The sequence below is a fragment of the Vagococcus sp. QWL-13 genome (assembly GCF_058683555.1).
In genome coordinates this window covers 951,341-966,289 of the sequence record NZ_CM178746.1, presented here as the reverse complement: position 1 = coordinate 966,289, position 14,949 = coordinate 951,341, and the positions used below count along the sequence as shown (strand labels likewise).

The window sequence follows — 14,949 nt, the reverse complement described above, 5'->3', positions numbered from 1 at the left end:
CACACTTGCCTCCCTTTACTTTGTTACTCTTAGCATGAATACAGCTTTCTTACCATTAGTTGAAACAGCTGTTACTCTTGTCATTCCAGCCTTAAGAGCTGTAATAGTTCCATTTTCGTCCACACTAGCAATATCTTCTTTTTCAACACTCCACTGAATTTCTTTATTAGTTGCATTTTCCGGTTTTACAGCTGTTTCCAATGTCAATGTTTTACCCACCTTCAAAGTACTCAATGAAGTAGTAATCGTCAAACTTTCAACTGGGATTTCTTCCTCAGTTTTTTCCTTGAACAAGAAGACAACAACTGCATCATGCTTCAATCCATCTAAAATGAAAGTTTTTTCATTTTCAGGCAATACAGTCTTCTCACCATTGATTTCAACGCCATCAACTACAAATCCTTCATTTGGCATTAAAGTGTATTCAATTTTATCTAAAGCTTCCTTTTCAAGTTTTCCTATCGGGCTGACATTCCCATTACTGTCAGTTGATGTTTCTACAACGATTTTCTTAGTAAATTTAAACCAGTCTACATTGGCAACATAAGTTAAACCAGTTCCTTTGAATTTTAAGATTACATCATGAACACCAGTCAGCTTTTGACTTTGTTCTTCTGTCAACACAGTTGAAGCAGTCTGATAATCTGTCCATCCAGTCGTTGGAGCAGTATCGATCGTAAAGACAGGTTCGCCTTCCATCTTGTCTAGGTATACTTCGATATGAGCATCTTTACAAGTATCTTTAGGCTGTCCAGAATAACTGATCTCAAAGAAATTTGGTGAATAGTCACTAAAATCCACATAATTGTAACGGGTCCAATAATCTATCTTTACGCCACCGATATTTTCACCATCATCTACAACTCCAGAGTGTTTTTCAGAATAATTTTCAGCTTCTATTCTCTGATACCCAGATTGAATGCTATCAACTGAACCAATTGCATATAGCAAATCTTTATAGGCTTTTTCTATCTCTTGATCACTACTTTCTTCATTATTGTAGACAGCGTCACCATTAGCTATTGCTGTAGTTAATAATTGAAGCATTGGCTTTTGTAGACCCGCTTGGTCTATTTCTTTTGCCCTTCTAAGAGCTAATTCTAAATCGGCACGTTCAATTTTACTATTTAGGTTTCCTAACAGTTCTACTTCCGCCAATTTTCCTTGACCCTTAAATGTTAATCTGTAGTAGCTATACTCCTCTTGTTTGTCTTCACTTATTGCAAATGGTCGTGTATATTGTTTCCATTCAAATTCTGTCTGTTTGCGACTATCTAATTCAGTCCAAATTTTGCCATCATTTGATGCTTCAAGTTTTATTTCCTCGAAAAGCATATCTTTTTCCCCAGATGTTAAAGTAAACATCTCCACTTTTTGCGGTTTTCTAAAATGATAAATTAGCGACTCATCCTTTACATCAGTAGATGAACTCGAGGTGTTATCAATTAGCGCTTTAATATTTTTATTAGATGAAATTAAAACATCCTCAAATTCCGTTGTATCATTTTCAGAGATTCGTACCGAAGTATCTGTCATATCCTGAATTGGATTAGGAATTTCATCACTTTTCGTAAGTGATTTTGGCAAGGCTTCTTCAGTGCTTCCCCATTCTTTATTAGGAGTACTAGACATATCGAAATCGATAACTGCTCCTTCGCTTAAATCATCATGTGTAAAGTAAACTTTACTATGATCTTTTCCATTTAATTTGACACTATTTACATAGACATTTTCCTTGCTATTGTTTGGTGCATTTACTACCAAATCTTTTCCATTTTCCAAATGCAATGTGGCTTTCTCAAATAAAGGCGAACCAATCACATATTCATTACTTGCAAGATTCAACGGGTAAAAACCTAATGCCGAGAATAAATACCAAGCGGACATCTCGCCATTATCCTCATCACCAATATAACCTTGACCAAAATCACTACCGACATAGGCACGTGCCATAATATCTCTGACATACTTTTGAGTTTTCCATGGTTGCCCGGCATAATCATACATATATAAAATATGGTGAGAAGGCTGATTACTATGTCCGTATTGTCCAAGCTTAACTTCTCTTGCCTCAAGCATTTCGTGAATCAATTTGCTGCCATTATAAAAATCACCTGGTGTATTTAAAATCGAGTCGATTTTTTCTGCAAGTCCTTCTCTGCCGCCATATAAGTTAGCCAATCCTTGACCATCTTGAGGAACAGAGACTGCCATGTTATAGGCATTAGTTTCAGTGTAGTCTCTTTCCCAACTTATAGGGTTGAAATTCTCTGGTGATGTGCTCCACGCACCATCAATGTATTTACCTTTAAACCAACTATTTGTAGCTGTGTCTTGTTTATCAAACAATAATGCATAATTTAATGCGCGGTTACGATAATATACAGCTTCATCTTCATGTCCCAATTTTTCAGCCATTTGAGCTAAACCGAAATCATTAATATATCCTTCAATAGACCATGAAAAGCCATGAGAGTCTTTTTCCATTGGTACATAACCGATAAAGTTAGAGATGTCGAGTTGTTTTCTTCCCCCACCCGTTAAATTAGTAGATACGACTGAGGCATTCTTTATTGCAGATTTATATGCACCTTCTTGATCAAATTTTGCTCCTTTCATAATCGCATCGCCAAAAATTATATCAGAACTCGTGCCAACCATACTATTTGTACCTCCAGGAGCAATCCATCTCGGTACCCATGTATTATCATTGTAATGTTGCACTAACCCATTCAACATTTCTTCGTATTTTGATGGTGTAAAGAGAGAGTACGCGGACCATGCTGTCCTATAAGTATCCCAAAAACCATTATTCACATAAAGCTTCCCATCCTTAACATCTGGACTTTCATTTGTACCGGAATACGGACTGCTATACTTCCAATTAGGCTTATCTTTGGAACCTGTATTTTCTGAGTAATTATTTGGATAGGCCATCAAGCGATACATGTTTGAATAAACTGTCACAAGCTGATCTTTCGAAGCCCCCTCAATATCAAGTCTATCCAACTCTTTATTCCATTGTTTTTTTGTTTCTTTAAACAATGAATCAAAATCATGATCTGCAACTTCTAGCTGAAGGTTCTTCTTTGCTTGTTCTACACTGATGAATGAGGTTGCTACTTTCATCTCTACGACAGGAATCTCATTACTAAAAGATACTATTCCCTGTTTTTTATTTTGAATATTGGATTTTTTAAATGACTCACTAAATTCACCATAAACATACATCCGTTTCATGCCATTTCCAGTATGATCCGTATATGCAGAAAATGCATTGTTTCCTTCAAAAGTCAGCGAACCGTCTGCACGTACACTGTCAAATACAACATTGTGATAAGCCGCTTCATCCGTAAATGTAAATCGAGTGATTGATGAATGTTCACTTGGTGTCACTTCAATTTTTGTTCCTTCTGCCGGTGTACCTTTATCAAAAGATAGGCCATAGTAGTGTGCCTTAGCAGTTTCATTGTCATGTGAGAATGAAGAAGCAACTTTTTTGTTTGAAATATCATCTTTAGAAGCAACTTTATCAATATCTATTGAGGAGTTGACCATAAATTGCCACGTTCCTCTATCCCCGACCCAAATGGAAGGTTCGTGACTAACTGTCATATGCTGAAACTTACGATCACCATTTTGTTGATAGTTGTACATTGTATTGCTTCCTGACTCCGTGACAGGCACCCAAAAATTAAATCCATGAGGAACAGTAACAGCGGGAGCAGTTAATCCCCTAGAAAATCCACCGCTATCATTGGTCCCTCTCAATATGTTGACGTAATCGGCTTTTTCATCGTAAAATTCTTCCTCATAATTAGACAATTCAACATCATCAAAATAAGTTAGAAAAGTTTTTGAAGAGTCTTTCGCTGAATCTTCATATCCAACAAGAATCTTATCTACTGTTTTTCCTTTAGCCACTTCTCCGATTTTAGTTGTGACTTTATTCCACTGATTATATGTCAGTACTCGTGATTTGCCCTGTTCTTCAGGTGACACCACATTCCCATTTTTATCTACACTTCCCAAATCACTTAAATAGGTTCCATCTGTAAAGCGTAAATCAATAGCTGCATGCATTGAGGTATAGGAATAATCATAGTCTTCTTCATTTGTTAAAGCCGGAAAAATCACATAACTCAAATGAGTATCTTCTGTCACAGGTATATCTACATCAAAGACATCATTGTATGCATGACCTGCACCTTTCTCCAGATGTGTTCCTGAAATTTCTAATGCTTTTTTCCCAGACCAACCAACATTAGACATTTGATTCCATGAAGATGCTGGACCAGTGCCTATTTTACTTTGCATATTATCATTTTCCGGACGATTTTCATCTGCTTCATTCCCTGTAGCAAGATTTAATTCAGAAAATTGAGTCATCGTTGCTCCGTTATTATTTTTTATTTCAATTTTATAAAATTTATATTCTTTTGCATCTGGTAGTTGGTAAATTTTTTCTGTCAGTCTTCCTTCAAATACCTGCTCTGCCTGCTCATCTAATTTAACCCAATCTTCTCCATTGTCACTCCCGTAAAAATTCCAATCTCTAGGATCTCGCTCTTTAGCATCATTAGCAGAGGTCAATGAGTATGAAGAAATCGCTTTAGCTTCCTTCAATTCAAATGAAACCCATACATTTTTCCCCTCATTTTCATTTGTCAGGAATTTAGTTGAAGTAGATTTATCAAATAATTTTTGTTTTGTCTCATTGTCATTATAGTTTTTGCTTCCTTTTATAGTCTCTTTGACAACTAAATGTGTAACATCTCCTACCATCGAATTTTGACGAAGTCCATTGACATTTGCCATCCCTTTTTCTTGATCTAAAGTTGATTCTTTAAATTCTTTCGTTTCTTCTTCTTCAAAAGAATTTTGGTAAAGAATTTTCTTACTTCCCGATGTCTTCTCAATACTAATCTTTGACTTCTTTGCCGCAACCACTGGAGATGCTAAATCACTAGAAAATAAAGAAGCCGAAAGCAAAATTAGAGCTGTACTGCTAAGGAATGCTTTTTTCTTGTTAACCATGTATTTAATCCTTTCTATTCTGACTAATTTTCGATGCTAAAAAAATTAAAGGACAATTTACTAAAACTACAATTTCCAATTTTTTTCATTACATTAGTCAACTGGAAGTACAGCTCTTGAAAAATTGTCCTCTTATTAAATCTGTCATAAATCATCAAAAACTAATTAGGCTTTTTCGAATTTGTTCTTGAGAGCCAACACTATTGGGTCTGCTTGCTTAATTAATGTAGATACTCCTTTTTTTAAACAAGGTTTTCCCTTAAATCTCTCCATTCCTTTTATATCAACGTCATTACTAATAATCACACAAACCGCTTCTTCGATATCTTTTGGATTCAACTGATTTTCAACACCTGCTCCTCCTTGTGTTTCAATCAGAACTTCAACATTATTTTTTTTCCCAGCCAATTTCAATGCTTCTGCCGCCATATACGTATGTGCTACCCCCGATGGACAGGCTGTTACTCCGACAATTTTCATTTACTACATCCTTCCTATAAAGTATCTAAATTAATTTCTATCACTGAATCCTCATCACTTGCTCCGCCTTCAAGAACATCATCCGTATTCTCTTTTTTAAGCAGGTTTACCATGACAGCAGTCACAAAAGATCCTGCAAGAATCCCTACGATATATCCTAATTTACCTTCCACTACTGGTAATACGATAATACCTCCCCATGGAGCGTGATTAAGCACTCCCATCATAAATGGCACAATATTCCCTACAATTCCTCCAACAATAATAGATGGGATTACTCGTAATGGATCATTTGCAGCAAATGGAATCGCTCCTTCAGTAATTCCTACGCATCCCATTAAAATTGCTGCCTTTCCTGCTTCTTTTTCTTCTATATTATATTTTTTAGGACTTAACAACGTTGCAATTCCCATACCAATTGGCGGTACACAGATAGCTACCCCAACGCCTCCCATCAGCCAAGGTACTGTATCAACTTGAGTTTGCGCAAATAATGTGGCTACTTTATTGATTGGTCCACCCATATCAAAAGCAGTCATGCCGCCTAAAATAGCTCCAAGAGGTACTTTACCAATTTCTCCCATTGTATTCAGCCAATTCGTCAATCCCTCCATCAAACTTGCAACAGGTGTACCGATCCCCCAAACAATAATTGCTCCTGTTAAAAATGTTCCTGCCAACGGGTAAATAAAAATAGAACCTAATGTTTTCAAAGCTAGAGGCAACTTTATTTTCTTCAACTGATAAACAATGATTCCAGCTAAAAACCCTGCTAAGATTCCGCCTAGAAAACCAGCACCAATTTGATTAGCTAGATATGCGCCAATCATCCCCGGTGCAAGTCCCGGTTTATCTGCAATTGAATAAGCAATATAGCCGCCAAGCACTGGGACAAACAGACTAAGACCACCTAAACCGATTTGTGCTAGTCCTGCCAGCCATCCTTCAGTCGGTGTTGATGGTGTTGAATTCAGCATAACTGAAATTGAAAACAGAATACCTCCTGCCACAATGAATGGAATCATATGAGACGTGCCTGTTAATAAATGCTTCTTTACTTCATGGATCTTTTCTTTCATGTTTTTTCTCTCCTTTATCTTCTCTTCATTCAATATCATAAAACAACCATCAGCGAAATATCAGTGATGATTTTTGAAAAAAAACTATCAAATAGTGTAAGCCTATTCATCAGTTAAAATATTTTTAAACACTTGATAAATTTCTTCTGTGGTACTGTGAGATAAATTTTCTCTGAATTCATCATGCATTAAATTTCTGGCTAATTTAGAAATAATTTTTATGTGGGTCTCATTATCATCATCTGGAACCGCAATCATTATCACTGTATCAACCTCTTCTCCTGTTTTTTTATTCCATATAATTGGTTCAAATAATCTTGCATAACAAATTGATGGAAATATAACTGTACGGCTTCTTCCGTGAGGCATTCCAATCATATGCCCAATTGCAGTGGGTTCAAGAGATTCTCTGGCCATTACATCTTGCATAAATGTCCTCACATTGCTAATCCGATTAAGATTATTCAACTGCTCAGCCATTAGAAGTAAGATGTCTTCTTTTTCTTTTCCCTCAATATCAATAATGATGCTGCTCCGATCCAAAACTTCAGCCATTTTCATTTATCATCCTTTCACATTCGTATATTTGATTGAGGATTTCCTCAGCATTTTCTGCCTTTTTCAAATCATGAATGATAGGTGTTTGCTTTACCATCCTTACCAAAGAAATAAGAGCAGGAATGTGTTCTTTGTTATCTTTACTAGCTAAACAGAAAACAAAGTTCACATATTTTTCACCAAATCGAATCGCTTTTTTGCTGACCACCATACTCATGCCACTTTTTACTACATGCCTTCCTGCACTGCCGTGAAGTAATGCAAAATGATCATCCGAAATAGAGTAGTATCCCATCCGATTAACACTATCAATAATCTCCTGACCGTATAACTCATCCACAAAACCATTTTCAAACAAGATATCACTGCTTTCTTTAACGATTTCAATCCATGAATCGGATTTCTCAATCATTCGAATACGTGATAAATCAAGCATGTCAGACAAAGTATTTATCTTGTTTTTACTATTCTTAGAAGGATAACCAAATTCTTTTCTGATAACTTCGAGAACTTTTAGTCGATTTTGATCATTTAAAAATGCAAGATTGTCGTTGATCGAACAATAATGGGACAATACTTTCTTTTTCACGATTCCTAAATTACTAATTTTTTGAAAATCATCTTCTGTCAATATCGGATTAACGTAAGCTAATGGCTTTTCAACGGATAACTTAAAATGATTAGTCGTTGAAATAACGCAATCTATATTAGCCCAATCATCGTAACTCGGAATATAATAGGAAGGAATGACTGCCATAATCTCCAACTGGAATTCATTAATCAAAGCTTCTTTTAACATCAATGAAGTTCCATAACCATAGCCACAGACAAGTAATACCCTTTTTGGAGAAGCTTCTCCTACTCTACGAATGCTGGCCAAAAAATGAATTGCAATGTATGTCAACTCTTCTTCGCTAGTAATACGATTTAAAACATCTACTTTCTTGATGACTCTTGAAACAATTTCATAAACTTCTATATCTCGTGTTGAAAGGACTGGTAAAATATTTTCAGCAATCTCTATTTTATTATTAATTCTTTTGATAAGTGGAGAGACATGGTTGATCAGCCCCTTGATTAAACCTTCATCTTTTCTAAAGTCCATGCCAATTTCTTCACTCATCTTGTCTACCAGTTGAAAAGTAATGGCCTGGGCCTGCATAACATCATCAGTCTCACTTAAGTCCGAGTATTTGCTTGTGTAATTTAGCAACCCACCTATGTATTCCTTCTGTTCCTCAGTGAAACCGATACCGATTTCCTCTTCCAGACTTCTAACAACATTTTGAACATTTAATATATTGGAATCATAATAAAATCGATGAAAATCTATTACATCTTCTCGATGATGAATATTTGACCATATAACTATCAAAGTATTGGTAAAATACCATTCAAATGAATCATCAGTTAAAATAATTTGTTGAGCGATCAAATCTTTACGTATAATTTCTACTAATCGTTTGATAGATATTTCATTAAAGGCAGATAAAAAAATCTCTTTAATTATCATGTCAAAAGGTAAATCTTTTTCACTGTCTGAGAAAAATAAATAATTATATTTTCTTAACTCTTTATATAGTAAATAATTATAACGGTCACTGTTTCCTTCTAAATAGAAATATTTCCGATAATTTATCACTAAATCATAGGATGCCAATTCTTTTTCCAGTTCGTTCAAATCGTTTTTCAAAGTGGAGCGTGAAACTTCTAGCCTGTCTGATAAATGATTCAGCCTCAAAGATTTATTATCAAGTAAAAGTATCAAAAGTATCACATTCACTCGATCTTCTTGAGAAAATAAAAAATTTTGAGAAACTAGCCAAAGATTAAGCTTTTTTGTCTTAGGAAAAATAAGTTTTCCCTTGGATTTTTTCTCTATCATTGGTAACTTATTCAAAGAGAGCACGTCATTTAATTTATCAATATCATATCTAACGTATCGTTCTTTAATTTCGAGAGATTCTGAAATTTCCCTATACGTAGATTCTTTATTCTCCTTCAGGTAATTAAGAACTAGCAACATTCGTCTATCAATCATCATTTACACCTCCTTCAAATCCATTATATTTTCTATGTTTGAATACTGTAAGGTCTAAAACATGTAAAACATTCTCCATTATTTGTACCTCCTTGATAAAATCCATATAAATGGTTAAAAATTGATCATATAAAAAAAGCCATTGACGACAGTCTTGAGTATAATGTTTTCGTAAAAAAACTTACTCTAATGGACTGAAGTCAATGACTCTATTACATCTCACTCTTAATAGTGAAAGGACTAAAAATATTTCCAAAGACAATGCTGATTAGACGGCAGCAAATATATAGACAAAATAAGCCTTTATTACATATGTCGAAGTCTAGTGCTTACGAGTGCTTGAAACCTATGATTAGTAAACGGACCAAGATTTGTTTAGGTCCTATTCGTACAGCTGAAGAACTCGGACACTAATAATCAAAAATTCTATTTCCGCATCTCAACACACAAGAAAACCCAAACCAATAAAACCATTACAGAAGGGCAGGCAATATCAAAAGTCCTAACATCAAATGTTGCGCGCAATTTAAAGCCGCAAAGCTAGCTATCGGAGAAATAACGTCTTAATGAGAGGATGCATTCTCTAAACACGTGCGCTGCTAATTATACAAAAGCTCAACAGAATCATCTGAACTTTTTCAAAGGAACTAAATTTTTTTGATATGATAAGGAACTCTTCTATTTTTAAGATTCAAAGTAAAATTGGGGGAATCCTAAACGACTAGTCTACTTTGTCTGAATAGTTGGAAAATGAGTGCTGACGGGTACAAACTTAGTCAGTTTGGACTCTTAGCAAGAATTAGTCAATAATTTATTATCAACCTTTTGACACTAGTCGACAATGATTTCAAACCTCTTTTATTTAATGGGCAACCTATAAAGGATTATCAATATCAAAATTAAAGTGAAAATAATCTTCAAGATTTTCAAAATCGCTGTTGGCAGAGAGTAAAAGTACACCACCGATGTCAAGATAGGTTAAACTGGTGTTCAATTCCTGCTTTGCTTTTAAAAATGGTTGCAAAAGTACTATAGAAATTATTATTTATCTAAAAAATTTTTTATCTTTTCACAAGTAATATACCTCAACCACCGAACCAGAATATACACTAATAGGACTATATTATCCTTATTTGCTCAAACTGCTTTTTGTTTGAATGCTAAGTATTTACCAGTGTAAAAGTATGAAGTAAAGATAACTTTCACAAGAAAATATTTAGAATAAAAAAACAAATAGCCAGCAGTTTATATTTAATTTTTTTGAACGAATGTACCAGCAGCTTTAGGAGGTAAATAAATTTTTCCTATTAATTTCCCTTGTTCGACTAATTCAATCATTTGGGAATCAGATGAATCATTAAAGACTACCCAGACAAGAGAGCCATCTTCATTCTCAAAGATGACATTCTTCACCGGATGAAGTTGTTCTGTTTTAATCCGTTTCGCATTTGGACGGATAAATTTGCTAAAATGAGCCAATCCATAAAAATCTAGAGTATATTCCATTGTCTGATCTTTTTGACTAATTTTTAATAATCCGCGACAAGTGCTTCTCCCGAATCCTGGAATAACTGGGCCATTATTTTCATCTAAAGCAATATTCCACAAAATAAAAGATTTAGAACCGTTGCGTAAGACTTCAATCCCTGTTCGAATTAAATTACTAAAAGCTGGCTCAAAAGCAGGAATCCACTCCCCACCAGATCCTTCTGTAAAATGAATTTCTTTTTCTGGAAAGAAAGAAGCGACACGTGACTGGTTTATAGGATTTCCACCATACCAATGCCAAGCGATGCCATCAAAAGCTTCTTCAGCGTGATCGTACAATTCAAAAGCATAATCCACACGATCCCAATTATGATCATAGCCAAATATTTTGGTTTTCAAACCAGCTTTTTGGAAAGCAGGTTTTAGATACTCTTTTACAAACTTTGCTTCCTCATGTGCTAAAAAAAGCATTCCGGGGTAGTGCTGTGGTTCAAATAATGGTTCATTTTGAGGAGTTACAGCGTACACTTTTAAACCTTCTTTGGCATAATCTTGAATAAATCGTACAAAATAGTCAGCATATATCCCGTAATATTCCGGCAATAACCGTCCTGTAACCATTTTCCCCGTATCTTTCATCCAACCTGGAGCACTCCATGGTGAAGCAAATAGCTTTAATTCGGAATTTAGCTTTTGTGCCCACTGTGTTAAAGGAATAATACTTTCTTTATCATGTGCAATTGAAAACTTATTTAATTCCGGGTCCTTCTGACCTTCAAACTGGTCATCATAGCTATATATGAAACGAGCATAGTCAGAAGCACCCATGGGATTGCGAATCAACGACAACCCTATCCCGTCCTCTGGATCAAAAAGTTGTGTCATTGCCTCTTCCTTCTGCTGACTACTTAATTTTTTATCTATCAAAAAAGCCGCAGAATCTGTAAATGAAGCTCCAAATCCATCTATGGTTTGTTCGTATACACGCTCATCTATTTGAATCTTAGCAGTAACTGGAAATTCCTCTTTAGAGTATAAAACTTCCTCAAATAAATGTTTTTCATCGGTTGTTCTAAAAAAATGTTTAGTCACTTATTTTCTCCTTTTGCAGAATAATTGTTTTTAAAGTGATTCAGGCAATAGATATATAACTTAATTTGTAACAACATTGGTAAACTAAGACCAAAAAAGAACCAGGGGAACATCAATTTCGGCAGAAAGATTGGAATTAAAATCGACAATACAAAGGCAGTAATACTTAAACAAAAATATCCGGTATATTTTAAACTCATACCAAAAGCTGTTATAATAATTTTTTTTATATTTAATTCTTGATAAGCTGCTGTTGTTAACAAATTAAGTACTAAAATTCCTGTGAAAGCTGCAAGAATCAAGATTAAAAACTGAATGGGTGTTTGCATAGTAAAAATAACTAAACCTATTGTCACTAATGCTATTCCGATACTTCCTAGAAACAGTAACGTACTTGGAATAAAATGATTTTTAAAGTAATACCAATATGTTTTCGTAATTTCACTTATATTTTTTTCTTCTAAATCAATTAAAATATGAAAGGCAGCATTTACAGCACTACCTATTGTAAATACAGGTAGACTAAAAAGTATCATAAGTAGATTAATCACCAATAATTCATATCCTTTTGATAAAAACTGGTAAGCTTCTCCTTCTAACTGAAATACTTTTTTCATAAATACTGCCTCTTTTCTTTTATTTAATGTTCAACTTTTCTTTATTTTCTTTCATTTTTTCGTTGCGAATTTTAACGATATCTTCCCATCCATTTTGTTCCAAAAATTCTTTATGGTCTGTTAGAATTTTATCAAATTCTTCATCTGAAGAGGAACGAATTAAGCTTACCAACGTCGTATACCAACTTGTATCAATACCTGATAAATTACGAGCTTCTGGTGTCCCTGATTCAGGATTAATGTTTTCTAAAATAAAATGTGGATATAATTTTCCTTCCCCCCATTTACGTGGTTGAATTAGCGCAGGTGTTTGAGTAGATGTGCTAGCGAAAGCTTGATATTTATCGTGTCCAAAAAATATAAATTCCCCTAGCCGATATTCTTTTTTGAAACGGTCTGCGTCGTTATCCTTCATTTGCTGAACCTCAGGAAGTAACGAAATCTTACCATCTCCATCGTACTCAAAGGTTTCACCTTCAATACCAAATGTAGTTAATAACTGCCCTACTTCGCTTTGTAAATAAGTGAAAACTTGAATTGCTTTGGCTGGATCCTTAGCTGTTTTACTAATATAATTAATCATCCAGCCTGTAATGCCACTCTGATTTAGTTTCGGTTCTTTTCCAGAACTATTTTGTGGACCATCGATAGCAACATATTGCCCATCAGGATTGGAAGCTAACCAATCTTGCATAAAGGCACTCATCTGTGCCGTACCACTTGCCAAAATTGTTGCATATTGGCCTGACTTTACTTTCTCTTCAAAAGCAGTACCATCATCCGAAAAACTATCATCTGATATATTACCATCAGTGTGAACTTGTCTAAGTGTACGAAGCCAAGTTATGTATTCTTCATCAAAATTACGATTATAGAATTCACCATTCTCTGTTTCTAATTCAACTCCTAGGAAATCTTGAAAAACATCACCTAAAGATCCTGCTCCATCGCCAAATGCATTAAAGCCAAATGGCATTAGTTCCGGAAATGCTTCTTTAATTTTCATCATCCCATCCCTAAATTGTTCCGGTGTTCCAAAGTCTGGTTCACCGATGGCTTCATAGACGTCTTTACGAATTAAAAAATTTGTGTTGGCTGGAATTAAGCCACTATCATAATCTGTTGTAGTATTTGAATAATTGGGATAGCCATAAGTTTTCCCATCTGATAATTGGAACCAATTTATCGTGTCTTCCGCTGCTGCTTTATCCCAATAAGGGTCATATTTTTCTGAGAGCTCATTTAATGAATAGGCCCAAGTATTTGCTTTTTGAGCTACTTGAGAGTTAGAATCAAAAATTGTTACAATATCTGCCATATCATTGCTAGAAAACATTGTGTTTAAATTGGTGTCATCCCCTTTAATAAATTTGATTTTTACATTCAAATCTTTTTCTAACTGCTTGGTAACAACATCATTCCCCCACTCATCATTCCACCAATCAGCATTCACATACCATGTTAACTCTGTTATTTCTTCTTTCGTATCCAGCTGCCACGCTGGTTTTTCTGGATCAAGTTCATAGCGATTAGAAATGTCTACTTCCTCATTCTCTTTCCTATCAGAATCATTTCCGCCGCAAGCTGCTAGTAAAAAGATAGAACTAGCCAAAGCAAGACTGCTTAAAATTTTTTTGTAATTCATTTCGTATGCCTCTTTTCTTTATTTTTTTTATTCTTTAACAGCCCCAACCATCATTCCCGCAATAAAATGCTTTTGAAGTAAGGGATAAATCACTAAAATTGGAATTGTCGTTACAACGATTGTGGCTAGCTGAACGCCTTTCGTTGTGCTTTCCGCTACTGCTGTTCCGATATTTTGCATTCCTTGTGTTTGTGATTGCACGATAATTTCATACAACTTCATCTGAAGAGGATACAATTCTTTATCTGTGATATAAAGACGGGCTGTCATAAAATCATTCCATTGATTCACACCATTGAATAATGCAATAGTAGCTAACGCTGGTTTTGACAATGGCAGGAAAATTTGAAGAAAAATACGCCAATGCCCCGCACCATCAATCATGGCAGATTCTTCTAATGAAGCTGGAACATTTCGAAAAAAATTCATTAAAATAATTACGTCATAGTAACTTAGCAGAGCAGGAATAATATACACCCAAAAACTGTTTAACATTCCTAATTGTCGAAGCAATAAATATGTCGGAATCATCCCTCCAGAAAAAAACATTGTTGTGACTCCCATGGCAGAGTACAATTTACGTCCTTTTAAATTTGACTTACTCATTCCGTAAGCCATCATGGCACAGAAAAAGACATGAGTTACAACTCCAATCACTGTTTTTAAAACAGAAATGATAAATGCTCTTAAAATTGTACTGTCACGAAACACTGCCTTATAATTCTCCAATGATAATTCCGAAGGCCAGAAAACAAAATCTCCCTTTGCTAATACTTGCCCAGAAGCAAAAGATGAAACAACTACATTCCACAGAGGGACAACTATCAATAGAGTGAAGATAGATAAGATGAGTACATTAATCACATCAAATAGACGACTATCCACATCTTTTTTCATAATTTTTCTTTCCAT

Annotated in this window: 9 protein-coding genes; all 9 read right to left on the bottom strand. The window is 34.9% G+C overall.

What is annotated here, in order from left to right:
• Positions 1-15: 15 nt before the first annotated feature.
• The 9 genes from AC4PHI_RS04515 to AC4PHI_RS04475 all read right to left on the bottom strand — a co-directional run bounded on the left by AC4PHI_RS04515 (position 16) and on the right by AC4PHI_RS04475 (position 14,949).
• Positions 16-5,037: a GH92 family glycosyl hydrolase gene (locus AC4PHI_RS04515; protein WP_492201126.1), complete on the bottom strand. Its 5,022-nt coding sequence runs from the start codon at positions 5,035-5,037 to the stop codon at positions 16-18.
• 165 nt (positions 5,038-5,202) lie between these two features.
• On the bottom strand, positions 5,203-5,517 hold the full coding sequence (locus AC4PHI_RS04510) for a PTS fructose transporter subunit IIB (protein ID WP_492201125.1): 315 nt from the start codon (positions 5,515-5,517) through the stop codon (positions 5,203-5,205).
• A 14-nt stretch (positions 5,518-5,531) separates the two neighbouring features.
• Entirely contained in the window at positions 5,532-6,596 is a 1,065-nt protein-coding gene (locus AC4PHI_RS04505) for a PTS fructose transporter subunit EIIC (RefSeq protein WP_492201124.1), read from the bottom strand.
• 102 nt (positions 6,597-6,698) lie between these two features.
• Positions 6,699-7,151, bottom strand: a complete 453-nt coding sequence (locus tag AC4PHI_RS04500; protein ID WP_492201123.1) for a PTS sugar transporter subunit IIA — start codon at positions 7,149-7,151, stop codon at positions 6,699-6,701.
• Positions 7,144-9,198 carry a BglG family transcription antiterminator gene (locus tag AC4PHI_RS04495; RefSeq protein WP_492201122.1) on the bottom strand — a complete coding sequence of 685 codons (2,055 nt, stop codon included), beginning with the start codon at positions 9,196-9,198 and terminating at the stop codon, positions 7,144-7,146. The genes AC4PHI_RS04500 and AC4PHI_RS04495 overlap by 8 nt, the downstream gene beginning before the upstream one ends.
• Positions 9,199-10,446: 1,248 nt before the next feature.
• The gene (locus tag AC4PHI_RS04490; RefSeq protein ID WP_492201121.1) at positions 10,447-11,775 is read right to left on the bottom strand and encodes a glycoside hydrolase family 30 protein; all 1,329 of its coding nucleotides are present in this window, start codon (positions 11,773-11,775) and stop codon (positions 10,447-10,449) included.
• Positions 11,772-12,392, bottom strand: coding sequence for a DUF624 domain-containing protein (locus tag AC4PHI_RS04485; RefSeq protein WP_492201120.1), 621 nt, complete (start codon positions 12,390-12,392; stop codon positions 11,772-11,774). The genes AC4PHI_RS04490 and AC4PHI_RS04485 overlap by 4 nt, the downstream gene beginning before the upstream one ends.
• Positions 12,393-12,411: 19 nt before the next feature.
• On the bottom strand, positions 12,412-14,037 hold the full coding sequence (locus AC4PHI_RS04480) for a type 2 periplasmic-binding domain-containing protein (protein ID WP_492201119.1): 1,626 nt from the start codon (positions 14,035-14,037) through the stop codon (positions 12,412-12,414).
• 27 nt (positions 14,038-14,064) lie between these two features.
• On the bottom strand, positions 14,065-14,949 hold the full coding sequence (locus tag AC4PHI_RS04475) for a carbohydrate ABC transporter permease (protein ID WP_492201118.1): 885 nt from the start codon (positions 14,947-14,949) through the stop codon (positions 14,065-14,067).